Consider the following 22,224-nt stretch of genomic DNA (forward strand, 5'->3'; position numbering starts at 1 on the left):
AGTCCGGTTCAGGAGAGCAGCAGGCAGGCGTCCCAGCTGGTGGTGGGTGCGCCTCCTCGGTCGGTGGCGTGGAGGGCGAGCGCTGTTCCTGCGGTGCCGTCGAGGAAGCCTGGCTGCCGGGCCGGAACCTGCGCGTGGAGCAGCGCTCGAAGGGCCGGCAGGTGGGCGGTGAACTGGTCGGGGCGGGCGGCATCCTGGGCGACGCGGTGAACGGTGTGGAGCAGGCCGGCGGCGCCGTGGCATAGGCCGGGTTCGCCGATCTGCGCGAGCTGGGCAGGGTCGGTGATGCAGCGCAGCAGGGCGTGTTCGGCAGCCTTCTTGCGGCGGTCGTCGCCGAGGGCAGTGGCGGCGAGCTGCTGGGCGCGGGCCAGGCCAGGGGTGCCGTAGCACCAGCTCGGCCGACGAGGGCCTTCCTGGAAGACGGTTGTGAGGCGGTGTTCGTCGGCGGTAACCCATTGCGGCCACCACGGTCCGGCCGGGACGTCCTGCCGCAGGCCGTCCAGCCAGGCCAGGATGCGCAGCATGGCGTCGGCGTGGCCGTCCACGAGCGCGCCCGCGCTTTTTGCGAGGGCGAGCAGAGCGAGGGGGCCGGTGATGCCGTGGGCGAGACCGAGGTTGCCGTGGCCGCCCGGGAACGCGCCGGAGGTGCGGCCGGACGGGTCGTGGCGCACCCACCAGCCGGGCAGGTCGCTGCCGGGAAGAGGCTGGGTGAGGCGTACGAGGTAGGCGAGGACATCGTGCAGGGTGTCGCTGCGCGGGTCGCGCTGCAGAAGGTAGGCGCCGAGTCCGGTCAGCCCGTACAGCAGGTCGTATTCGGAGGCGGTGGTGTGCTCGCCGCGGTCGATGCGGGCGTGGGCCTGGTCGAGGCGGCGCGTCGTGAGCTTGGTGACGGCCGCGTCGAGGGTGCGCAGGGTGTCGCGGTGGTGGCCGGTGGTGCCGGCTGCGGTGTTCAGGACGAAAGCGAGGGCGGGGGCGCCGACGAACAGGCTCGCGTCGTCGGAGGCGATGAGCGGGCTCGCCGCGATGCTGACCAGCCACTCGCGGACGCTGGCCCAGCTGCCGACGCCGATCTCGGCGCGTTCGATGTGCAGCAGGGTGATGCCGACAGCGCCGGTGGCGAGGGCCTGCGAGTGCTGGATGTCGTCGGGCCCGCACGGCACCACCGGCCGGGAGGCAGGGGCGGTCGGGTGCGGGTGGGCGGTGCGTGCGGTCATCAGGTGGCTCCGTGGGTGCGGGTGGTCCAGGAGAGGGCGGCGGCTCGGGCCAGGCGCCGGCATGCGCGTTCGGCGTCCGGGGCGATCCCTGCGGCTCGGATGTGGTGCATGTGAAGCAGGGACGTCAGGACGGTGTCTGCCGGCGGGCCGTCGAGGACGATGAGGCGGCGGCGGTACGCGTCCAAGGCGGCGCGGCGCCGCGCCCAGGCTTCGGTGATGCCCGTCCCGGTGGCGGCGCGCAGGGCGGCCCAGGTGTCGGCCGGGTCTGCGAGGGCGACGGCCTGGGTGAGCAGCGTCCGGTCCGGGGCGGAAGCGGGGGTACGGGCGAGGTTGTCGATGAGCCAGCGCATCCCGGCCTCGGTGCCGCCGAGGAAGCTGGCGGCGATGTCGGTCATGCTCGCGGCGGTGAGCGCGGGGGCCGGGAGCCGGCCAGGCCCGGTGTGCTGGAGCTGGGCGAGGACCGCGGCGGAGTCCGCGACGAACACCCACTCCGCGAGGCCGAGCAGCTGGCCCTCGCCGTAGCGGCCGGTCTCGGGCCAGTAGGTGTCCCACTGGACCCGGCCGGTGGCCAGGCCGGCGTCGGCCAGGTTCTGGACCCAGATGCCGACCTGACGGGCGGTCTCGGCGAAGCCGCCGTCCCCGTGGCGAATCCGTAGCCGTAGGTGCGGGTCGGGGTCCTGGTAGCGGATGAACCACCACGGCGATTCCCCGAAGGTCGCGGTCAGTTCGGGTAGGCGTGCCAAAAGGTCGGTGTGGCGGGCCGCGTGGGCATACACCTTCGCGTACGCCCACCCCGGGCCTGGAGCGCCCGGAGAGCGGCCCGGGGCGGGCGCGGCGGGGTGCCGGGGCGCGGGCAGGCGAACAGGCTCCTGGGTGGAGACGAGCGGGATGGTGAGTTCGTGCGCGCGGCCACCGATCCAGCCCAGGGCACTGGGCACGGGTGCCTCTCGCAGGATTGCCCGGCCGTGCTGGTCGAGGTGGGCGCGCAGGAGCTGCCGGTGGTGGCGCTCGGCGAGGTCGAGCCGTAGGCGCTGGTCACCGTCGCCGAGGTCGAGGGTGTCGGCCATCAGCCGGCGTTCGCGTAGCGAGGCCAGCGCGTTGTCCCAGTCCCGCCACGAGGCTGCAGCCGGAGGAAGATCGGTGCCGTGCAGGCGCCATCGGGCCGGGGCAAGGATGCTGCGCCCGTGCCGGACAGCAGGCAGGTAGGGCAGCTTCCCGGCGGCTGGCCCCCAGGAGAACGGCGCCAGGACGGCAGCCCGGGCCCGGGGCAGTTCGGCCAGGAAGCGGACCAGCGGGTGGGTGAAGTTGCTCAGCTGCACTGCGTTGAGGACAGCGGGCTCGACCGGGCGGCCGGTGAGGCGGGAGACCAGCCATATGCGTCGGGCGTCGGCGGTGACCGCGAGGTCCGCCAGCGCCATGGTGCCCTGCTCGTGCTCGGCGACCGTGATCGTCTCGGTCAGGACGGCAGGAGTGCGGGCGACGTTCTCGGTGCGCACGCGCAGCGGCGGGCTGGAGAGCTGGGCGCGGACGGCGCCGGCGGCGAGCGCCGGCGCTCGGCGAAGCGCCCCGGCCATGCGGCGGCGGTCGGCGCTGTCGAGCAGGTACAGGAACCGGCCCGTCGTGGTTCCTGCGCCTTGGGCGAGGCCGGTGACGACGAGCGTGAACAGTCCGTCGTCCAGCTGGGCCTGGGAATCGCTGTGGAGTTGGAAGCACAGCTCCAGGTGGGCGGGCGTCTGTTCCACCGGTCCGTTCGCCAGGCGTGGAAGCACATCGGTCACGTCCACCACCGCCAAGCCGTCGAGCGCGGCCAGCTGCGCGACCTCGAGCAGCGTGGCATCGCGGTCCTGCATGGCTGGCGGTTCGACAGGCAGCGGGGAACCGCGGTACCCGGCCGGGTAGCCGAGCCCTGTGTCGGGCTTGACGAGGTCCAGCAGGGGGACGTGCGCGCCTGGGCCGTAGCGCTCCAGGAAGCGACCGTGGTAGTCCCTCCAGGCGGGCGGGCCTTGCGGGTAGGGGCTGGCGAGTGCCAGGGCATCGGCCGCGCGCTCGGCTTCCTTGGCCACGCACGCCGGTATCACCAGGGCGCAGTCCAGCCGTAGGTCCACGGCCAGCAGCGGCGTGACGTCACTGGGTACAGCCGCCATGATGTTCAGCGCGTCCAGGCGGGAGCTGCCCTGCCGTGCGGGGTCCTCGCCGTTGTGCCGCTCTAGGCGGCTGTGCAGAGCAGTGAGCAGGCGCACGGATGGTTCCACGGAGCCGAGGTCGGCGGCCCCGACGTGCCCGAGCTGGGCCAGGACGTGGCCGAGCGGGTCGGAGGCGGTCATGGGCGGCCGTAGCGAGGTGATGAGCATGCGCTGCTCCACGAGCTGCATGACCAGCCGGTCGATGGCTCCGGGGGGAGCGTCCGGGAACTCGGCGCCCACCTTCTGGACCAGTTCCTCGAGCGGCACAGCGTCCCGGGCAGCGGCCAGGATCGCCGCGACCGGCGGGGTCCGGCGCGCCGACACTTCCTGAGGCGCGTCACCGCCTGGTGGCGGCTGACGGCACGGCAGCACGAGCTGATCGCCGCGCACCTGGCAGGTCGCATCCGCGATCACCAGCAGGCGGCGTAACAGGGTTCCCTCGGCCTCCAGGCGATTCACGACGCCGGCCAGCCAGGCCGCGTCTGGCCGCGCGGCTGCGCGGTGCCTACCGGCCCAGGAGACCTCAAGGCTGTCGCCCAGCCGAGCGGGCGCGACGCCGGCGAACAGTCCGAAGGGCGTCGCCCGGTGCCGCATCCGCAAGACGTAGCGCACCAAGGACTCCCCGAGCCGGCGCAGCTGGCGGTCCGAGGTGATCCGGCCGGCGCAGGCCGCTCGCACCCGTGAGGCGAGGACCGGGCTCGCCAGATCCACGGCGCCGGCCGCATCGGGACTCGCCCACGCTTCTGCCAGCCACCGCTGCCACGCGGCGCCGTCCGGCGGGTCGTCGCCGCTCAGGTCTGGCCATGGCCCGATGGCCGTCTCGCTGTCGGCGGTGGCTCGCAGCAGAACCGCGTCTACGGCCCGGAACATCCCTGCCCCCCAGTCTCTACGTCGGTTGGTCGGATCACCCGGCGTGCCGGGGCCCGGCTGGGCCCCGGCACGCCGCTCGGTCAGGCGACGCAGGTGCTGTTGGAACAGGCGCTCGCGCAGGTCTGCCCGCAGCCGTCGTCGGTGCTGCTCATCAGCTCGGCGATGACCGGACCCTGCTCGACGAGCGTGACGTCCAGCTCGAAGTCGTTGATCTGGGTGTTCTTCATGTGCGATTCCTCCTCGTGGAGTTGCCGGAATGACAGGTGGTGCCAACCTGGCCCTTGGTCTTGCCGGTCTACGGCTGCTGGCCGGGCCAGGAGATCGAGATGCGGGTGTGGGTCTTGTCGACCACGCGGCCCGCGGGGAGTCGGTCGTCGGGCGTGCTGGCGGGGTGGACCTCGATGCGGGCGCCGGGGCCGCCCCGGTGGTCCTGATCCCAGGTGCGGATCTCCTTCACCAGCCCGGCGGCGGCTGCGGCGGCGGCCGGGCCGTGGCCGAACGCCCCGAGCTCGAAGCGGGTCCGGCTCTCGTCCACGGCTCGCACGGTGCGGTAGGCGAAGGTGCTGCCGGCCACGAGCGTGGCGAGACCGAGGGGCGAGGCGGACGCGACGAGGCCCTTGTCGCGCGCGCCGACGGTGGCGGTCAGCCGGGCGTGACCGTCCAGGGCGGTGGCCAGCCACAGGTCGAGGTCGTCGATCGGCTCCTCTCCGCCGACCGTGACCCCCGACCACACCTCGTACCGGGGTGAGGCCAGCGCCGCGCGCAGAGCCTCGACGTCGACCTGGTCGCCGTTGTCCAGGCGCAGCCCGACCTCCTCGTTCGGCACGTCGTGCAGCAGCACCAGGCGTTCGCGCTGCTCCCCGGCGCCCTGCATCGGTACGAAGCCGCACAGCTCGTAGCCGCGGCTGACGAGGTGGTCGCCTTCGCGGACCAGAACGAAGGAGCGCATCAGGCCGCGTACGCGCAGCGGGACGACGATCCGCCCGCCGGGTGTCAGCTGCTCCAGCCAGGCCGGCGGGATGTCGGGCGCGCCGACCGTGACCTCGATCAGGTCGAACGGGGCCCGGTCCGGGACGCCGAACTCGCCGTCGGTGGTGACGACGTGGACCCGCTCGTACCCGGACTCCGCCAGGAGCCGACGGGCCCGGTCGGTGACCTCAGGGTCGATGTCGATGCTGGTCACGGCGCCATCGGAGCCGACGAGTTCGGCGAGGTAGGCCGCGTTCATGCCGCCGGAGCCGATCTCCAGCACCTTCTCGCCCGGCTGCGGGTTCGCCTGCTCGAGCATGAACGCCTGGACGTTGGCGGCCGAGACGGAGCTGATCGCCAGCCCGTCCTTGTCCCGCTTGGTGACGACGGCGCGCTGCGGGTCGTAGGCGTCGGCGAGCTGCGCCTCGGGGGCGAACAGCTCTCGGGGAACCAGTCCCATGACGTCGGCGACCCGATCGGTGCGGATCGCGCCCTGGTCGCGCAGCTGCTTGACGAGGCCGGCGCGCAGGGCCTGCGGGGAGTCAGAATCGAGCGGAGCGGTGTTCAAGAGGTGCTCTCCTTCGTGTCGGTACGCGCCGGGTTCAACGAGCCTGGCTGGGCGGGGCCTCGTGCTGCTGTCGGACAGGCGGGGCCCCTCGATCCTCGCTCTCCGCCGCTGCCGAGTAAGGCAGTTGGACGCGGCGTGGGCAAGGAAGTCTGGGAGGACTGGCCGTTACGATCGCGCCGGGCCTGGTTGCGGATTTGTTCGGCGGCTGCCGTGCCGCGTCGCAGCCGCTCGGGCCGGTACAAACACGCCTGGACGATCGCGCGGGCGAGGGCATCGGTGTCCCCTCGGTCTGCGAGCCAGCCGTTCGCGTCGTGGCCGCCGGTCGTGATCTCCCGTTCCAGGCTTCCACCGGTGGTGCCGATCACTGGCAAGCCGGTGGCCATTGCCTCGTAGACCGCGCGGGTGGTCTCGGCCGAGGAGGCGAGAAAGAGATCGGCGGCCGCGAGCAGGACCGGCCGTTCCTCGAGGTCGCACGCCGCCACGATCACGTCGCTGTCGGCGGACGGCCAGGGTTGGGACGAGCTGGTGGGCGGGCACAGCACGAGCACCGGGGCGAGGTGTTCAGGAAGACGTGGCGGTCCGACCTTCAGGAACCCGTCGAGGAGGCTGGGAAGGAACTGCAGCTCGCTCTCCTCGGGGATGGCGACGACGACCGGTCGCAGTTGCACGTCCTTGGTCCACAGCATCGGCAGACCGCGGCTGGAGACCACGTGGTGCCGGCCCCGCGCGTTCGACCCTGCCTGCCCGGGTTTCATCGCCGCCTGCGCGAGGACCCGGGCCCGTTCGGCGGGGAGCAGCGCTCGTGGTCGGAACGACGTGGTGTCAACGAGCATGGTCGCTGTCCTTGGGCCTGTCGGGATGGTTGAGGGGGCTGGGCCAGCGGCCCCGGGGGGCGCTGCGTGTTCGCGAGCGCGCGCCCGCGCCCGGGGACCGCCGGCTGCGGGTCGGCCAGTGGGAGGTGGCCAAGCCCGCCCCCGGTCCTCGGGGGTTAGTGGGGACCGGGGTGGAGCCCCGTCCCGGCCAGTGGAGCCGCCAACTGGTCGGGACGGGGGACTCAGGGACGCCGCGCGGGGGGCCTTCGCAGCTGGGTGCGGGCTCGGCGTAGCGCGTTGGCGAGGTTGTGCGGGTGGGTGAGGAACTGGCGGCCGTCGGGCGGGACGAGCCAGGTTCTGCCCTGAGTGCGGGGCAGGCCCGGGGCAGGCATCGCCACCGTGACCGCTGGCGAACCGTCGATAGCTCGTGTGATCAGCTCGGAGTCCCGCATCTGCCAGTGCTCTCCCTGGCGCAGGGCGATCAGGAACTCGACGGCGTGCCGGGGGCGGTTGAGCAGGACGGGGCCGACCACGACGCCGGCCAGCTGCATGTCCTGGAGCGCCGCTGTTCCGAGGCGCTGGTCGGTGACGCGAACGACGTTGAACCGGCGGCCAGTCTCGATCGCCGCGAGCTGGCCGGCGCGCCATTCCGTGAACGCGGTAGCGGCCTGCCGATTGGCCGACGCGAGCCAACGCGCGCCAAGGATGTGGGCGGGCGCGGGGTGGGGGCGCCGAGGGGCTGTCGTGAGCATCGCGCTCGTCCTTCCTGGGTCAGGCGGGGCAGGGGACTCCGCGGCCGGGCAGGCGCGGCTCCGTGCCATCGCTGGGCGCTGCCGTGAGCACATAGGTCACGTAGCCGTGGGTGAAGGTGACGGCGTGGCTGCGGCCAGCGGCAAGGTCGTCCACCGCCCGCGCGTAGCCGTCTCGGCTGTCGAGCCAGGCAATCGGCTGGCTGTCGTCGGCAAGTTCGAGTTGCTCGGCGAGCCGCTGGACCTGCCGCCGTAGCACTCGGACGGCCAGGCGTACGTCCGGGGCGCCGCCACTCCAGATCCGCAGGGGCTGACCCGAGCTGTAGTAGGCGGTCACGGTGCACCAGAACGGCTCTGGAGGTGACCAGGGGCGATCGCGAACGAAGACGCTCTGGCCCTTGCCTGCCCCGTGAGTTGCCTGCGAGCGGGACGGCGGGCGAGTCGTCGGGGCCGGGCGGCGGGGCCGGCCGACGGCCCTCAGGGCCCGACGGATCGCGCTCTTCACGGGATACTCCTTGACGTGTCTTTGGCGGCGAGGAGGACCCTCGCCTGCACCTTCTTGGTCGTACAGGTCGTCACTACGTCCATGCCGTCTGCAAGCTCGCGTACGAGAATCAGTCCACGGCCGTTCTCGCCGTGCGGGCTGGAGGTCTTCGGCAGTGACAGATCCGGCCGGGAGTCCAGGACCTCGATCCGGCAGCCGCCGTCGATCTCCTGAAGCCGCAGTCCGACCTCGTCGCCTTCCTGGCTGGCGTGTCGGATGGCGTTTGTCACCAACTCCGAGCAGATGACGACAAGGTCGTGTGCTCGTTCGCTCTCCAACCCCCACTCTTCGAGTACTGTGCGCACCCGTCGGCGCGCCATGGAGACCGTGGTCGGCGACGCCTTGATCGTGGCCCCCCAGCGGCGAGGGGTTCTCGGCTGCTCGGCGGCCACCATGTGCATCGCTCCCGTCATCAGGAGCGTGTGGACGCCCCGTCCTTGGTTCGCTTGCGGGGATCAACCATGGACCGGCAGCGGAGACATAACCACCGCCGAAGCGCCGACACTTGGCTCCCGTTCAGGTGAGCCGAGAGACAAACTGTGGACAGTTCGCAGACACTTCTCCACGGCCTATGGGATCACCGGCCCCGCAGTGGTAGGCAGGGTGATGAAGTAGTTCGCAGCTGGGGCTGCGGCCCCGAAGGGACCGCGATGAACACGCTGTTCGAGGCCTTAGTCACCGAGGCCGGCATGGACTTCCGCAGCTTCCTCGCCGAGTACAGGCGGGTCGCAGCGCTCCTCTACGAGAGGACCGGAGATCTTGCCTTCAGAAACGTCGTTCTGACGGACAAGAGCTTCACGCGATGGCGCGCGGGCCAGGTTGCCCGGCCTCACCACCCGGCGCCCGCGATCCTCAAGCACATGTACAGCCGGCCCGTGGATGAACTCTTCGCGCCCTGCACCGACGAGCAGATCCAGGTGCTGCGCACAGCGCCAACTCCTGTGCTCGATGAAAGAGAACTCGCAATGACCGCACGAAACGCCCGTGCTCACGCCGCTGACGCCGCCTCGCAGCTGCTCCCCGATCTCAGCCTCGACCAGCTCGAGGACGACATGGTGCGCCTGGTCCGGGCGAACACCATGACCCCGCCTCACGTGATCTTCATGCAGGCCAAGGAGCTGCTTGGCCTCGCCACAGTGATGCTCGACCGTACGCAGGTTCTGTCCCAGCGCGGTCGCCTCTACGTCGTCGCCGGCCAAGCATCAGCGCTGCTCGGTGCCTGCGCATTCGATCTCGGTTCTATGCCGACCGCGGTCGAGCTGATGCGCGCCTCTGCCCTGTACGGCCAGGTGGCGGAACACGGGCCGCTCCAGGCGTACGCTCACGGCTACCTGGCCCTGTTGTTCTACTGGAACGGCAACCCCGTCCACGCTGTTCGCCAGATCGAGCGGGCCCAGTCGTTCCGGGGAGTCGGCGCCACGGGCAAGGCAAGGCTGGCCGCGATCGCTGCCCGCTCCTACGCGCACCTGGGCCGCGCGGAGGAGGCCCACGCGGCAATAGAGCAAAGCCTGGCCGATCGCGGCCCCGCTGTGGACGACCTCCACGATGGGATCGCCGGAGAGTTCGACTTCAGCTTGGAGCGCGTCGCCATGAGCAACAGCGCGACGCTTCTGCTTCTCCGGGATGGCGCCGGCGCGGAGGCCTCCGCACGGCGGTCGCTGGAGCTGATCGCCTCCCAGTCTTCGGAGTCCACACCGCTGGTGGTTGCCCCACAGGCTGGTGCGGACCTGGCGACGGCCCTGCTGATGCGGCGGGACCTGGATGGCGCCGCCGACGCGCTGGGTCCCGTGCTGAGCCTTCCGAGGGAATGGCGCGGGGCTGGACTCGTCGGCCGGGTGAACGCGGTCCGAGTTGAGCTAACGTCGCCGGCCTTCCGGGACGCTCCCCTCGCACGGAGCCTCGCCGAGCAGATCGACGACTTCACGCTGGTCGCCGCACCGCGGATCCTGGGCCCGGGCGCGGTGCGGCTCGCCATCGATGGCAGCACCAGCTAGCGGACTCCCTCCAGGATGGCGTCCTCCTTGTCCGGAGAAATTCCGTGCTCGTCCCAGCGCTGGTGCGGCACAGGTACGTTGCCCTGCTGGAGCCAGGTCCACGTATCGGCGACGGTCTCGGAAAGCGGCCGGCTGCGGAAGCCGGCCGCGATCGCTGACGACGAGTCGATGGCCCAAACGCCGGGGTGGGTCCGCCAGAGGGGGATCTCCGTCCACTGGCGCAGACCGCTGCGAAGCAGGACCTCGTCGGTGACCCACACCAGCTCGCCGGAGCTGCTGGTCACGTCCATGCATGCCTGGAGGAAGCCGTCCATCGTCTCGCGGCCCACCGGTGCGGTGACGTTGTGGACCTGGTGTCCGACGCGCTGGACCTGGTCGAGCGCGAAGGCGGCCACGTCCCGCACATCGACTGGCTGGATCGACTTCGCCGGGTCGCCGGGCGCAAGGATGCGTCCTCCTCGCTCAGCCCGGCGCAGCCACCAAGGCAGCCTGCCAACGTACTCACCCGGCCCGAGGATGACACCCGGCCTGAGCAGGCTCGTGCGGGTGAGGCCGAAGGCCTCGGTCACCGCGCGCTCGGCGCCAGCCTTCTGCTGCCCGTAGTGGGTGTCCGGGCCTGGCCACCCCTCGGGCAGCTGTCCGTACTCGGGGCCAGCGTCGGCAGGGGCATCCAGTGTGGGCGAGTCCACGGTCAGAGGCTCGCTGGGCCAGCCCTCGTAGACCGACACCGTGGAGATGTAGACATACCGGCCGACGACCGGCTCCAGGGCCCGGGTGCCGGCCAGGACAGCACGCGGCGACAGCTCGGAAGCAGAGGTGTCGATCACGGCGTCCCACGGGCCATGCTCCGCCAAGCGCGCCATGTCCTCCGCCCGCTCCCGGTCGCCGTGCACCGCGACCGCTCCGGGCACCTGGATACCGGACAGGCCGCGCGTGAACGTGGTCACCTCCCACCCTCGTTCCAGCGCGCCGCTCACAACCGCCCGGCCCAGGAACCAGCCACCGCCCAGTACGAGAATCCTCATGCGGGCGATCCTGCCAGTCCCGCTCCTTGGTGCGCAGCCGCCCGCGGGATCGGGTGTCGATTACCGGTCACGGAGCAGGTCGAGGCACCGGTCAACGAGCTGCTGCTCCAAGTCGTCCTCGATGGAACGCACAACGGCCAGGGCGTGGGTCTCCACCGTCTCGGGGGAGACCCCCTCGAAGCTGCTGCCGTCGTGCAACTCGATCCACAGCTGCTCTCCGGGGAGCCGGCGTAGTGCCTTACCGGTGACACGGCCACCCGCAGCGCTCGGCGGCACCGCGCTGCCGTCCTTGAAGTCGACCTCATCCAGGTGTTCAAGGGCGTCTCGGATGTTCTTCAGCAGCTCGTCCGGTTCCACCGGGTCTTGGCCGCGCTCGCTCCGGAGTCGGCCTTCCCACCGCTCAAGCTGGTGGGCCGCCCAGACGAGCATGTGTTCCTCAGCCCACTGCTCGCGGAAGTTGGCTTCGATCTCCTCCGTGGTGGGGCTCCAGTCCTCCATGTGCTCGTAGTTCCTGCTGTCCCGGGCGGCCCTCACACGTACGGCCCGTGCCCGTTCGGCCTGCCGGACCACCGCCTCCGCCCACGTGCGGACGAACTGCAGCGCGTACTCCTTGGTCTCACTCACCTCGCGAGGCTATGGCACCCGGGCGCGGCGGGGTCGATCTGGTCGTAGAGGTCCGGGCGCCGCCGCCAGCGGCTGGACAGCCGGAAGCCCGTCCCCAGGTTCGGGGACGGGCTCGTGACTGCGACCGGGGCTACTCCCCGCCGAGGGCTCGCTGAAGCTGGTCGAACTCGGCCCGGGGGATGGACTGGGCGGGGGTGTAGAGCAGTTGGGTGACGGTTCGCCGGCTTCCGGTGTAGGTGCGGCGCTGGTAGATCCGCAGGCGCGGGTAGACGACGGTCCACTCGGGGTGGGTCAGGTCGAACAGCTCGGCGAGGTCGCGCGGAAGCTCGTTGCCGTCCTCGCCCACGAGGTCCGTGTGGTCGACGACCAGGGGCTGGTGGGCGGTGATCCCTGGCTGCGTCGGCGGCTCGGGACTGGGCGCCGGCTCGGGTGCGGGGGGCGCCGTCGGCGGTTCGAGCGGGGCGGCGGCCGACAGCTCCATGCCGGGCGGGCTGGCCGGCGGCGTAGCGCTGCCAGCCTCGGGGGTGTCCTGCGGCTTGGGCGGGCTGGCGGCCGTCTTCACGGGCGGCTTGCGGGTGGCCATCAGGGGGTCGCCTTGAAGGTGCCGTAGACGAAGGACTCGGGGCGGGGCACCTCGAGGCCGACGCGCTCGGAGCCGCGCACGGTCACGACGCCGCGCTCGAAGTTGTCGCGGTTCTCGGTGGAGATCTGGACGGAGACCTGCTCGCGGTCGTAGAGGCGGGCGCCTAGCCCGAACGAGCCGATGAGGAACTTGCCCTCGTTGATCGCCATGGAGTCGACGACGGCGAGCCGCCAGACGACCTTCTGCGCGCCGACCGCGACGTTGACCGCGACGCGGTAGGCGCCCTGGTTGTCGGTCTCCAGCTCCAGGTCCTCGAAGTCGAAGGGGTGGAGGACGATGCCGGTCGGCGGGAAGTAGGCGAGGAACGCCCGGGTAGCGGCGCGCCGGATGGCGGCGGACTGCTTGTCCGGGTCCACCTGGGCGTAGGTCTGGACGCCCTGGGTGTTGACGATGCCGGTGATCCTCTCGTCGCCGCCCGGGCCGTAGAGGATCTCGTTGTCCTCGGCCATCTTCACGCCGTCGACCATCTCGCTGTCGATCAGGTCGCGCAGCCGCGGTTCGTCGGCGAGCGTGTTCTTGTGGATCGGCATGGTGTGCGCGATCTCGGCAACCGGGTAGGTGACCGTCTTGAAGGTCAGGTTGGACTGGCCGGCTCGCGCGAACACCTCCACCGCCGCGCCACCGCCGGGCGGCACCTCCATGGCGCGCTCGGGGACGATGCCGGCCGCGTTGGTGAAGCCGGTGACCCGCACGCCGTACAGCAGGTTCGCGGTGGTGGTCTGCGAGGGGAAGAGGTCGCGGACACGCCCGGGCCGGACGGCGCGGGGGACGATCTCCAGTCGCTCCGGGGTGCCGAGGCCGAGGACGGAGGCGGTGCCGGCGGACCGGCTGAAGATGTCCTTGCTGAGCTGGTCGAGGGCGTGGCCGTCGACGGTCACCATCTCGTCGAACGAGCCGCGGAAGCCGGCCGCGCTGAGCGCCTTGAATTCGTCGGAGTCGACGAACCGCTGGCCGAGGCTCTTGGCCTGGCCGGCGCCGAGGCGGGCGGCGAGGGCGGCGTCCTGGGGGGCGTAGGGCTGGCTGGCCGGCTCGTTGAGGAAGGACTCGATGCTGGCGGCGCCCTCGAGGTCGGTGATCAGCTGCTTGATCGCCTGGGCCTCGCCGAGGGTCTTGCGGAAGGCGGCGGCCTTCTCGGTGGAGACGGTGACTCCGCCGTCCTCGATCGTGAAGGCGTTGCTGATGGTGTCGAGCTCGGCGGCCTTGGTGCGCAGCGCGGCGTTGAGTTCCTTGAGCCGGTTCTTGTCGGCGGTCACGAGGTGACGCTCCTTGGGGTTGGGCCGGGCCGTCCCGCCAGTGCGGGGCGAAGGGGTGTCACGTCGTGCGCCCGGTCAGCACCGGTGCGCCACGGCGATCGGCACACCGTAGGAGCGGCCCGTCCTTAGTGTCGCGTCGAGCCGCCGCCTGTTGGCGGGCATCCGTTTTCGCCCCGCTCTCGCGCCATAACTCTTGTGCCGGTCAGCGAAGTTGGGTGTGCCCAGGGTGGGTGAGGTTGGTGACTGTGGAGAGCGGTCCCGCAGAGCGTTGGACGGCTGGGCCAGGGCTCGGCCGATACCGACACCGACGATCGGAGTCCCGACGTGTATCCCTTCCCCCGTCCCGACCTGCCGCAGATACCGGGAGACCTTGACCTGGCTGCGGCGGCGCCGGCCGGTCAGCCAGGCAGCGAGCTGGCTGTGGCCGGGACCCGGTACCAGGTGCTCTCCTCGGGCGCGGGCTGGGTGCTGCGCGTTGCCGGGCCTGGTGGGAAGACGGCGCTGTACGGGCCGTGCGCGGTGGAAGGGCGAGCGGAGGCGTGGATGCACCAGCTCGCTGCGTGGTCGCTGTGGCCGATGGCGCAGGTGCGTGGGACCTGGGGCTGCCTGACGCGAACGGACGAGGGCTGGTTCACGGCCCTGGCCTTCCCGCTCCTCACGCCGCAGGTGCAGATCCATGCGGACGTTCGGGCCGCCGAGGAACACGCCGCCGGCCACCTGATCGCTCCGGCCGTCTGGTCGGACGCCGCAGACTCGGGTCTGCCGGATGCGGTGCGGCGGGTCGAGGAGCAGTTCTGGGTGCGTGAGGGCTACCGGGTCCTGGCCACATGGGCGACCAGCTCGTTGGGAGAGCTGACCCGGGAGGCGTATCGGGGGCGGGTGCTGGCTCGGGGGAACTTCCCGAGCGCGGACCTCGCTGAGCGTCTTGGGGTGTCCGTCGCCACGATCTCCGGCGCCACGACCGGGCGAAGCTGGGATCCGCCGATCAACCGGGCGCGCGGGGTACTCGCGAGCGGCAGGCGGCACGCCTGGTAGCCGCGTCGCTTCCGTGTTCGCAAGCCCGCAGCGCCCCCACCGTTCTGGTGGGGGCGCTGCGCCGTGTCAGCGGGTGACGGGCCGGTCCCACAGGGCCGCCCAGGTGAGCGGTCCGATCTCTCCGTCGTCGTCCAGTGGCCAGCCGTTGGCCGTGGAGTCCTGCTGGAAGGCGACGACGGTGGATCGGGTGTGCTCCCCGTACCAGCCGTCCGCGCCGTCGGGGCCGACGTTCCAGGTGCGTTCGATCAGCCGGGCCTGCGCGGTTTGCACGTCGGAGCCGTGCATCATCGGTTCAGCGAGGCGCAGGATCCGGCCAGGGAAGGGCGGAGCGGCCGACGGGCCGGACGGCGGCACCGGCGCTGGCGCCGCTCCCGAGCCGCCAGGCCTGGGCGCGCCCTGCTGGATCCACACGTACAGGTCGTCGCCGGGGCAGTCGGTGGCGTAGCCGTCCCGGTGGCCCCGGACTTCGCTGCCGGCTCCGCCCTCGCTGCGGCAGTACTCGATGGCATCGACCAGGCCGTCCAGCATGGCGTCCGTCGGCGAGGTGATGCCGGAGGTGCCGACCATGGCGCACACCGCGTAGTGGCCGACGTTCAGGGGCCCGTTGCCGTTCGCGCCGTTCTTGCGGTGGAGGCCGCGTCCCTCGTGCACGTAGCCGTGCGGGCAGACGACGAAGCTGTAGGCGATGTCAATCCAGCCCTCGTCCCGGTTCGCCATGTGCGAGGCCTGGATGTCCCGGACGTGGCCGGCGCACCGGCCGTGGTCGCTGGCGAGAGCGCCCGGAACGGCGGACCCCTCGTAGTGGATCTTGACGCCCTTGGTGGAGCTGACAGGAACGTAGGAGCCGGTGGGCCGCGCCGCGCCCCACTCGGAGCGGGAGACGAGCTTCATCGGCTCGCCTCCGGCTCGCTCCAATGCCTCATTCGCACGGTGTCCTCCCGGTTTGAGTACTTGGTGCCGGGAAGCTAGGCCGGGGCCGTGGCTAAGGTCGCGTCGTCACTTGGCGGCGTTGGCGCCCTCGTGGGCATCGGCGAACAGGGCCAGGGCAGCACTGATCTCGCCCAGGTGCAGGGTCGTGGCGGCCTGCTTGCTCTGCGACGGCGGGTCGTCCGTCTGCTGCCAGGAGATGCCGGCGGAGTCGAGCACGGCGACCAGCTGCTGAACCGCGGTGGCCAAGCGGCCGGCGTTCTCGCCGGACAGGGCCCGGCCTTCCTTGCTCTCCACCGTGGTGAGGGTCTTGAGCTGGGATGTGACCCGGTCCAGGTCGGGCACGAGCGGGGCGAGGGCGGCATCCGCGCCGCCGCCCTCAACGTCCAGGACCAGGCGCACCGGGGTTGGCGGGCCGGCGGTCGGCTGTCCTTCACCGTCCAGGGTGTACGGCACCTCCCAGGTGGTGGCGCCGAAGCCGTCCTCGGTGTACTTCCACAGGGAGGCGATCACCCGGTCCGGGTAGGTGCCGATGATTTGAAGAGTGCCGCCGCCGAACTCGTCGGGGGTAGCCGGCAGAAGCCGCTGCTGCACGACGGCGGTGATCGCGTCGATGCGCTCTTCCAGTGTTCCGGCGAGCGGCGCGAGTTCGACCTCGGCTTCGCGCAGCAGTCCGCGGGCCTTGGCGTCCCGGTGGCGCTTGAGGTCGAGGGTCGAGGTGTACGGGTTTGCGCCGAACAGGACCGGACTGTACTCGTACAGGTCGAGGTCGGTGATGTGCCGGGCGCCCTTGCTGCGCTTGGCGGTGCGGACCTTGTAGCCGATCGACCACTGCACCTGGTCGCTGAAGAACTGCAGGTTGGCGTACATGTCCTGCCCGGCCTGGGTGGCGAGGTTGCAGCGGCCCTTGACGAGCAGCGCGCCCGCCCCGGGGGGCCAGGGCTGCCCGTCCGGGAGGGTGGCGGGCAGACGCGCGTCGCCGGGCAGCAGTTCCTCGATGTGCTCGGTGCGGGCGGTCCACACGTTCCAGTCGTGCGACCACACCCCCTTGGGGGTGAGCTCGGCCAGGGTGCGGGCGTAGGCGCCCGGCTCGATGACGTCGCCGTCGTGGTCTAGGAGGCCGGTGACGGACACGAGCGTGGTGAACGCGCCCTGCTCGTCGTCGGTCTCCAGGACGCCGAGGATCGCCTGCTTGTGGTCCAGCGTGGCGCTGGCTGTGCGTGCTCCCACCGTGTCGCTCCTCCGAGGTTGGTGCCGGCCACCGTAGGCGCCGGCGGGGTGTTGGGTCGCGCCTGGCCTCAGCCGAAGTAGTCGTCCGTCTCGTCGGGGTACACCTCGTAGATGTGCCACTCCCCGGGGCCGGCCAGGACGACGATCTCGGTCTCTTCCAGGCAGCCGATCCCGGTCCCTGGGACGGCCAGGATGCGGGTGACCGGTACGTCGCCGCTCATGACGTAGCCGGACACTTCGCCGCCTTGCGTGGCGAACTCCTCCGCCATGTGGTCCTCGGTGGAGAACGAGGAGAGTGGCCGGAGCGGGAGGTCTGTGATGGTGCCGGACCCGTCGATCTCCCTGGTGTGGGAGTCGTCGTAGTCGCCGGTGAAGCCGCGGTGCACGGTGACGTGGTCGATTCCCAGGGTGGCGAAGTGTTCCTGAGTGGTCTCCCACATGGCGGTGAGGAAGGCGTCCAGCACCTGGCCGTCCTCGGCGAGAACCTGCTGTGTCTCGGCTTCCAGTTCCTCGTGGCCATGGTCCCAGGGCATCGTGTCCGCGAGGTTGAAGCGGCGGCGGGCTGTCTCCTGTAGCGCAAGGGCGTGGGGGTCGTGATCGTTGGCGGTGGAGGCCCAGCCGGCCACCAGGTGGGAGACGGCCTCGGCGCGGGCGAAGTCGCGGTACTCGTCGCCGGTCATCCGTGTGTAGCCCCACGGCTCTCGGCGGGTCCCGCTGTCCAGGTCGGCCTGATCCACGTACTCGGCGTACCCGTTGGCGCCGCTTTCCGGCTGGTAGGCGGCAAGTTGCCCGGCCCGTACTCGGGTGAGGCGGTCGCGTTGCCGGTCGGAGAGCAGTTGCTCGTCTGTGATGGCGCTCATGCGCTGGGCAAGCGAGCCGCACATGGCGGCCTTGACCTTCCCTGCGGGGCGATGACGGCTGCCGAGCAGCTCCGAGTCGGGGATGTGCTGGCTGTTGGATCGGGTGCCGGGGAGGGCTGCTGGCGCGGTGCCGGCGTGTTCGGCGAAGCGCCCGCGGTTGTCTCGGCGGTGGCGGTGTTCGTCCCACGGGCCAGTCTTGGCCCGCAGGCGCAGGGTGACGGTGGTGGGCTCGGCGTGCACCGTGCTGCTTTCTGCCGGGCGGTGTGGGTCGCGGCAGGCTGGCAGCGCAAGGGGCGCAGCGTCGCGCCGAGCGCAGGGCTGAGCAAACGTCAGTCAGCGGGCTGCCAGTGCCAGGTGCCCGGGCCGGCTAGGACGACGACCTCGGCTTCGTCCAGGCAGCCGATTCCGGTGGCCGGAGTCGCGATGATGCGCCCGGCGGGCACGATGGCGCTCATGACGATGCCGGGCCCCTCCTCGGTGGCGAACTGGTGGGCCACGTCGGGGTCGAGGGAGAACGCCGAGAGGGGGCGCAGGGCTGGGTCGCTGAGGGTGCTGGTGTCGGCTGCCCACCCGGCGGGCGGTTTGCCGTCGGGGGTGCTCATGCCTCGGAACACTGTGAGGGAGCCGAGGTTGGCTTCGGCGAGGTGGGTCTGGGTGCGGTCCCACATGGCGGTGAGGAACGCTTCGAGCGCGAGCCGGTGAGCGGCCTGGTGGTCGGCGGTGGCCTGCACGAGGTGGTCGACGCTCGGCCAGTCGGCGGTCGGCTGCAGGCCGAAGTGGTCGCGGGCGGTTGCTTGAAGCGCGAGGGCGGCGGGGTCCTCGTCGTTGGAGGTCATCGCCCAGGTCGCGACCATGCGGTTCACGGCTTCCGATCGCAGGAGGTCGCGGGCCTTATCCGGGCTGACCTGCGTCCACGAGGGGTGTGGGGGCGGGCTGCCGGGGCCGGTGGTGCGCAGCTGCCCGGTCTCCGGGTCCTGGTGTGCGGTGGCGTAGCCGTTCTGGACGTTGGCCAGGCGGGTGCGGTCGTTCTCCGCGAGGAGGGCATCGTCCGGTACGTCATTCATGTCCCGGGTCAGGCCGGCGACGACGTTGGCCTTGTATGCCTGCGCTACGCGCTCGCTGTCGCCGTCCCGGAACACCAGGCCGTGTTCCTCCTCGTCGAACCGCGGCTGCGAGCGTGGACCGCGGGCGGGCCGGGCTGCGGCGGCCCGGATGCGTTCGAGTAGCGGGTCGGTGCTGGCGCCTGGCGTGTGCGCGAAGCGTCCCTGGCCATCCCGAGGATGCAGATTCTCGCGGAAGGGCTGCTGCTTCACGCGGAGGCGCAGGTGGATGGCAGGAACGGCAGAATTCGGCACGGCACTCCCTCGGCAGCGCTGGGGCAGAGGGGGCACAGTGCCAAGAAGTCACCGATAGCGTCGCTGCGTCGCGGGACCGCCGATCCGCGTTCCGGCCTGCGCAGTTCGGTGAGGGCGCGGGATCAGGAGGACGGGTCGGCTGCGGGCTCCTGGTGGGCCTCGTCCAGCAGCTCTTGGGGGGCGGCCTTCCCGAAGGGCTGGGTCAGGACGCGGCGGGCCGCCTCGCGCCGATCGATGCCGAGCACTTCAGCGAGGCCGTCGAGCGTGGTCACGGGGTTGCCGTTGGCGTAGCGGATGTCCCAACGCCGGCTGCGGATCCAGTCCTCGTTCAGCTGCTGCCGGTCACTGGGTGGGGTTCCGGTGGTCATGCTCCATCCTCACACGTGCGCCTACGGGCCCTGGGCGGGCCCGTAGCGGGCTTGACGGGGGGTCAGTGCTGGATCCGCCAGGCCAGGCGGCATCGGCAGTTCAGGGCCTGCCCCGGGGGCGCCTCGGGGTCGGCGGGGTGGCGCAGCAGGTCCTGCCCGACGGTGAAGGGCTGGCCGAGGGGCTGGGTCTGGCCGTCGGCGGCGTCGTGGTCGGGGCGGGTGCGGGCGTCGTCGTGGGCGACCCAGCGGCGTACGAGGCCGGCGCGGGCGGTCGCGGCGGCGGCCTGGTCGCGGGCGGTCTCGATGGTGGCGGTGGCCAGCCAGGTGGCGGTGGCGCTGGCCCAGGTGGCCATAGTGCGGCCCCAGGCGCGGATGGTGGCGGTGATGCCGGCGATGTCCGCGCCGGATCGGTCCTCGGTGCGGACATCGTCGCCGAGCCGGTCGGCCTGCCGGGTGACGGTCTCGGCCAGGCTTGGGGCGAGCGCGGCCCAGGCGGCGACGGGGGGCGTGCCCGGGACGTCGAGGAGCCGGTGCATCTCGTGGGCGGCGGCGTCGCCGGCCTGCTCGATGAGGGGCTGGAGGGCCTGCTCGGCTTCCTGCTGCCAGGTCGCCGTGTCGATCATCTGCTCGACGGGCAGGTCCTTGCTGCCGGTGCGGGGGTCTGCGGCGCCGCGGTCGTCCCAGTGGCGGGTGCCCTGGCGGTTGCGGGGCGCGTTGAGGCGGGCGATGGTGCGTTCGGTCCATCGGACCGCCAGGGCCTGGAGGGCGTCGTCCAGACGATCGCGGAGGTCGTGGGCCGCGTTGTCGTCGAGCGGCAGGTCGCCGGTGGCGGGGTCGAGGGCCTTGGCGGCGCGCGCGGGCGGCTGGCCGGGCTGGGGCGGGCCGGCGCCGAGGGCCTGGGCGTCGGCGGCGCGAGCGGGCACCGGGGTGCGGCCGGAGGTCAGCCACAGGGCGCGGGTGGCCGGGGTGTCGTCCACTTCGTCGGCGTACCCAGCGAGTTCGGCGTAGGAGCGGACGGACCGGACGCCGGCGGCGACTTCCTCGCGGGCCTCGGCGAGCCGCTTGGCGCGGGACTCACGGAGCACGTCCACGTCGGAGACATCGAAGTACGCCTCGTTTCCGTCGCCGGCGTCCTCCTGGAAGGCTGCCGCGACCAGGCGCAGGTGCGGCGGCATCGTGATCTCCCAGAACATGAGCTTCTCGGCGCGGGCGTTGTCGTAGGTGCGGCCGCTGGCGTTGCCGAGCTGGGATTCGGGCACGCCGAACGCAGCCAGGAGCTCGACCTTGGAGTTGAGGGAGACGGTCTCGTAGGCCATGTCGCGCGGGGTGGCCGAGGTGTCGGTGACGGTGACGTTGCCGCCCGACAGGACGGTCCACGCGCCGGCGGCCGACGGGCCTCCGGCGAACTTGGCGCGGAGCACGCGAAGTTCGGCGTCGTCCATGTCGCCGTCGATCCCGATGACGCCGCCGGGGCGGGCGTCGTTGTGGACGAAGCTCAGGTTGTAGTGGCGGGTGAAGAAGTCGAGGTCGGCGGACAGGCCGGCGGCCTCCAGCGGGGTGATGCCGGAGTAGGGGTCGAGAGGGTGGGGGTTGCGGATCCACCGCACCTGCTCGACGTCCAGGGTGCGCAGCTCTCCCGTCGGTGTGACGGTCTCGAAGTGGGATACCAGGTCCGCGCCCTTGCCGGGCACCGGGCGGGTGCGGCCCGGGGGCAGCAGGTCGATGCGCAGCAGGTCGCCGCCCCTCGTGAACGTGGGCTCCAGGAAGACGCCGCGCTTGGAGAGGAGCAGCTGCATGCTGACCCGCTTCTTGAAGATCCAGGCGCCCTCGAGGGGGTTGGCCTTGACGTTCATCGCCTCGTACAGCGGGTGCACGGCGAGTGGCGGCAGCGGGTCCTCGGAGGTTCCGCTGCGGGGACGGACGCGCAGCAGCCGGTCGGCGGCGTGGTTGGAGATGGTGTCCACGGCCTTGTAGATCCACACGGCGCGTTCCATGCCGTCCTGGACGGCTCGTTCGACGGACCACGGCCGGGCCCGGTCGATGCCGGCGGGCGACCAGTTGAGGGAATAGTTCGGCTCGCTCTTGGTGGCCGGCAGCGGGGTTCGGCGCAAGGTGGGAAACCAGCGGCGGGACATGGGTGGGGGTCCTCCTACTGCTGCTCGTCGTCGCGGCCCAGGACGGTGGCAGCTGCGAGCGCGCACAGGCTGGTGCAGGCCGTGCCGAGCCGCATGTCCGTGGTGTAGGCGGCCGCGTTGAGGCCCGCCGTGCCGAGGGCGAACAGCGCTACGGCGGCGATGTCGCACACCCGGCGTGCTGCCGGGTGCGCGACATCGTTCTTGGCGCGCGGGTTGGGCCTCCTGGGTGTCGTCACGGCACGCAGGCTAGGCAGCCCCGCTGCTTAGCGTCCCGGTGTGGCTGGCGGCGGGGGTGCGCCGCGCACCCTAGGCGCTGGCGAGCCGGACGGCGGACGTGCCGGCGGTGCCGGCGGGATGCGCCTCGGGGGTGCGGCGCTTGCGGGTTCCGACGGGGCCGCCGTGGAGGGTGGGGTCGGAGCCGGGGCACTCGGTGTGCAGGGCCTCGTCGTAGGGCTTGCGGCAGTGGATGCACATCACCTCGGCGGAGGAGACCTTGGTGGTGGCCGGAACGCGGTAGACGCCGCGTCGGCGTGCATATGCAGCGCCCTGCGCGTCCACGGGGACGTAGGCGGCGATAACCCATTCATGCGAGAGCTTCTCAGCGGCCGTGGTCATTTGGAAGCTCCTTTCCGAGCAGCCCGGCGGGGGCAGGCCTCGTAGCGCATGAACTGATTTGTGAGCACTGATTCATCCTTTTCTCGCCAGGGGCGAAGGTGCTTCCGACGTGGGGATGGAAGCACTTCCGTCTCGACCTAGTTATCCGAGTAAGGAGAAATAGAGGGGTGTGGTGAGCGTGGTCCAGACATTTGACACGCCACCGCCAAATCCCCCTCATCCCCCGACGCCGTCTGGCATATGCAGTACGG

General features: G+C 71.6%; 22 protein-coding genes. 2 read left to right on the forward strand and 20 right to left on the reverse strand.

The window, feature by feature from the left end:
* Positions 1-8: 8 nt before the first annotated feature.
* From C2142_RS17680 to C2142_RS17715, 8 genes are all read right to left on the reverse strand, one after another.
* Entirely contained in the window at positions 9-1,214 is a 1,206-nt protein-coding gene (locus C2142_RS17680; RefSeq protein WP_148643541.1) for a lanthionine synthetase C family protein, read from the reverse strand.
* The gene (locus C2142_RS17685; protein WP_148643542.1) at positions 1,214-4,267 is read right to left on the reverse strand and encodes a lantibiotic dehydratase; all 3,054 of its coding nucleotides are present in this window, start codon (positions 4,265-4,267) and stop codon (positions 1,214-1,216) included. Before C2142_RS17685 ends, C2142_RS17680 begins: the two co-directional genes overlap by 1 nt.
* A gap of 80 nt (positions 4,268-4,347) precedes the next feature.
* On the reverse strand, positions 4,348-4,494 hold the full coding sequence (locus C2142_RS17690) for an FxLD family lanthipeptide (protein ID WP_148643543.1): 147 nt from the start codon (positions 4,492-4,494) through the stop codon (positions 4,348-4,350).
* 68 nt (positions 4,495-4,562) lie between these two features.
* A complete protein-coding gene (fxlM, locus tag C2142_RS17695; protein ID WP_148643544.1) occupies positions 4,563-5,804 on the reverse strand; it encodes a methyltransferase, FxLD system in 1,242 nt (413 codons plus the stop codon).
* On the reverse strand, positions 5,801-6,637 hold the full coding sequence (locus C2142_RS17700) for a glycosyltransferase (RefSeq protein WP_148643545.1): 837 nt from the start codon (positions 6,635-6,637) through the stop codon (positions 5,801-5,803). Before C2142_RS17700 ends, fxlM begins: the two co-directional genes overlap by 4 nt.
* A gap of 221 nt (positions 6,638-6,858) precedes the next feature.
* Positions 6,859-7,368, reverse strand: a complete 510-nt coding sequence (locus C2142_RS17705; protein ID WP_148643546.1) for a hypothetical protein — start codon at positions 7,366-7,368, stop codon at positions 6,859-6,861.
* Between the two features lie 19 nt (positions 7,369-7,387).
* Positions 7,388-7,702, reverse strand: coding sequence for a hypothetical protein (locus tag C2142_RS17710; protein ID WP_148643547.1), 315 nt, complete (start codon positions 7,700-7,702; stop codon positions 7,388-7,390).
* 164 nt (positions 7,703-7,866) lie between these two features.
* Positions 7,867-8,304 (reverse strand): ATP-binding protein, encoded by a 438-nt coding sequence (locus tag C2142_RS17715; protein WP_206670985.1) that lies wholly within the window; start codon positions 8,302-8,304, stop codon positions 7,867-7,869.
* A 255-nt stretch (positions 8,305-8,559) separates the two neighbouring features.
* On the opposite strand from C2142_RS17715, the gene C2142_RS17720 reads away from it, so the two are divergent.
* Positions 8,560-9,903: a hypothetical protein gene (locus C2142_RS17720; protein WP_148643549.1), complete on the forward strand. Its 1,344-nt coding sequence runs from the start codon at positions 8,560-8,562 to the stop codon at positions 9,901-9,903.
* On the opposite strand, the gene C2142_RS17725 is transcribed toward C2142_RS17720, so the two are convergent.
* The 4 genes from C2142_RS17725 to C2142_RS17740 form a co-directional block, all read right to left on the reverse strand.
* A complete protein-coding gene (locus C2142_RS17725) occupies positions 9,900-10,928 on the reverse strand; it encodes an NAD-dependent epimerase/dehydratase family protein (protein ID WP_148643550.1) in 1,029 nt (342 codons plus the stop codon). The two genes, C2142_RS17720 and C2142_RS17725, sit on opposite strands and share 4 nt — an antisense overlap.
* Positions 10,929-10,988: 60 nt before the next feature.
* Positions 10,989-11,552, reverse strand: coding sequence for a hypothetical protein (locus tag C2142_RS17730; RefSeq protein WP_148643551.1), 564 nt, complete (start codon positions 11,550-11,552; stop codon positions 10,989-10,991).
* Between the two features lie 130 nt (positions 11,553-11,682).
* A complete protein-coding gene (locus tag C2142_RS17735) occupies positions 11,683-12,135 on the reverse strand; it encodes a hypothetical protein (RefSeq protein ID WP_148643552.1) in 453 nt (150 codons plus the stop codon).
* Positions 12,135-13,448: a phage major capsid protein gene (locus C2142_RS17740; RefSeq protein WP_148643553.1), complete on the reverse strand. Its 1,314-nt coding sequence runs from the start codon at positions 13,446-13,448 to the stop codon at positions 12,135-12,137. The genes C2142_RS17735 and C2142_RS17740 overlap by 1 nt, the downstream gene beginning before the upstream one ends.
* Before the next feature lie 324 nt (positions 13,449-13,772).
* Here C2142_RS17740 and C2142_RS17745 point away from each other — a divergent pair, with 324 nt between their 5' ends.
* Positions 13,773-14,483 (forward strand): hypothetical protein, encoded by a 711-nt coding sequence (locus C2142_RS17745; protein WP_148643554.1) that lies wholly within the window; start codon positions 13,773-13,775, stop codon positions 14,481-14,483.
* A 66-nt stretch (positions 14,484-14,549) separates the two neighbouring features.
* Here C2142_RS17745 and C2142_RS17750 read toward each other — a convergent pair whose 3' ends face one another.
* The 8 genes from C2142_RS17750 to C2142_RS17785 form a co-directional block, all read right to left on the reverse strand.
* Positions 14,550-15,374: an N-acetylmuramoyl-L-alanine amidase gene (locus C2142_RS17750; RefSeq protein WP_148643555.1), complete on the reverse strand. Its 825-nt coding sequence runs from the start codon at positions 15,372-15,374 to the stop codon at positions 14,550-14,552.
* Positions 15,375-15,479: 105 nt separating this feature from the next.
* Positions 15,480-16,640, reverse strand: a complete 1,161-nt coding sequence (locus C2142_RS17755; RefSeq protein WP_148643556.1) for an HK97 family phage prohead protease — start codon at positions 16,638-16,640, stop codon at positions 15,480-15,482.
* A 68-nt stretch (positions 16,641-16,708) separates the two neighbouring features.
* Positions 16,709-17,740, reverse strand: a complete 1,032-nt coding sequence (locus tag C2142_RS17760) for a hypothetical protein (RefSeq protein WP_148643557.1) — start codon at positions 17,738-17,740, stop codon at positions 16,709-16,711.
* An 89-nt stretch (positions 17,741-17,829) separates the two neighbouring features.
* Positions 17,830-18,855, reverse strand: coding sequence for a hypothetical protein (locus C2142_RS17765; RefSeq protein ID WP_148643558.1), 1,026 nt, complete (start codon positions 18,853-18,855; stop codon positions 17,830-17,832).
* Between the two features lie 122 nt (positions 18,856-18,977).
* Positions 18,978-19,223: a hypothetical protein gene (locus C2142_RS17770; RefSeq protein ID WP_148643559.1), complete on the reverse strand. Its 246-nt coding sequence runs from the start codon at positions 19,221-19,223 to the stop codon at positions 18,978-18,980.
* Positions 19,224-19,285: 62 nt separating this feature from the next.
* Positions 19,286-21,358 carry a phage portal protein gene (locus C2142_RS17775; protein WP_148643560.1) on the reverse strand — a complete coding sequence of 691 codons (2,073 nt, stop codon included), beginning with the start codon at positions 21,356-21,358 and terminating at the stop codon, positions 19,286-19,288.
* 14 nt (positions 21,359-21,372) lie between these two features.
* Positions 21,373-21,594 carry a hypothetical protein gene (locus tag C2142_RS17780; RefSeq protein ID WP_148643561.1) on the reverse strand — a complete coding sequence of 74 codons (222 nt, stop codon included), beginning with the start codon at positions 21,592-21,594 and terminating at the stop codon, positions 21,373-21,375.
* Positions 21,595-21,664: 70 nt separating this feature from the next.
* Complete coding sequence (locus tag C2142_RS17785) at positions 21,665-21,973, reverse strand: hypothetical protein (RefSeq protein ID WP_148643562.1); 309 nt, start codon at positions 21,971-21,973, stop codon at positions 21,665-21,667.
* Between the last annotated feature and the right edge of the window lie 251 nt (positions 21,974-22,224).

It is taken from the genome of Streptomyces sp. CB01881 (assembly GCF_002953255.1).
Classification (GTDB): domain Bacteria; phylum Actinomycetota; class Actinomycetes; order Streptomycetales; family Streptomycetaceae; genus Kitasatospora.

Bases quoted from the DNA above. Each gene is read 5' to 3' on its own strand.
- C2142_RS17680 (WP_148643541.1), bottom strand. From the start codon at position 1,214: ATGACCGCACGCACCGCCCACCCGCACCCGACCGCCCCTGCCTCCCGG.
- C2142_RS17725 (WP_148643550.1), bottom strand. From the start codon at position 10,928: ATGAGGATTCTCGTACTGGGCGGTGGCTGGTTCCTGGGCCGGGCGGTT.
- C2142_RS17720 (WP_148643549.1), top strand. From the start codon at position 8,560: ATGAACACGCTGTTCGAGGCCTTAGTCACCGAGGCCGGCATGGACTTC.
- C2142_RS17750 (WP_148643555.1), bottom strand. From the start codon at position 15,374: ATGAAGCTCGTCTCCCGCTCCGAGTGGGGCGCGGCGCGGCCCACCGGC.
- C2142_RS17775 (WP_148643560.1), bottom strand. From the start codon at position 21,358: ATGTCCCGCCGCTGGTTTCCCACCTTGCGCCGAACCCCGCTGCCGGCC.
- C2142_RS17735 (WP_148643552.1), bottom strand. From the start codon at position 12,135: ATGGCCACCCGCAAGCCGCCCGTGAAGACGGCCGCCAGCCCGCCCAAG.
- C2142_RS17700 (WP_148643545.1), bottom strand. From the start codon at position 6,637: ATGCTCGTTGACACCACGTCGTTCCGACCACGAGCGCTGCTCCCCGCC.
- C2142_RS17690 (WP_148643543.1), bottom strand. From the start codon at position 4,494: ATGAAGAACACCCAGATCAACGACTTCGAGCTGGACGTCACGCTCGTC.
- C2142_RS17705 (WP_148643546.1), bottom strand. From the start codon at position 7,368: ATGCTCACGACAGCCCCTCGGCGCCCCCACCCCGCGCCCGCCCACATC.
- C2142_RS17685 (WP_148643542.1), bottom strand. From the start codon at position 4,267: ATGTTCCGGGCCGTAGACGCGGTTCTGCTGCGAGCCACCGCCGACAGC.
- C2142_RS17715 (WP_206670985.1), bottom strand. From the start codon at position 8,304: ATGGTGGCCGCCGAGCAGCCGAGAACCCCTCGCCGCTGGGGGGCCACG.
- C2142_RS17785 (WP_148643562.1), bottom strand. From the start codon at position 21,973: ATGACCACGGCCGCTGAGAAGCTCTCGCATGAATGGGTTATCGCCGCC.
- C2142_RS17770 (WP_148643559.1), bottom strand. From the start codon at position 19,223: ATGACCACCGGAACCCCACCCAGTGACCGGCAGCAGCTGAACGAGGAC.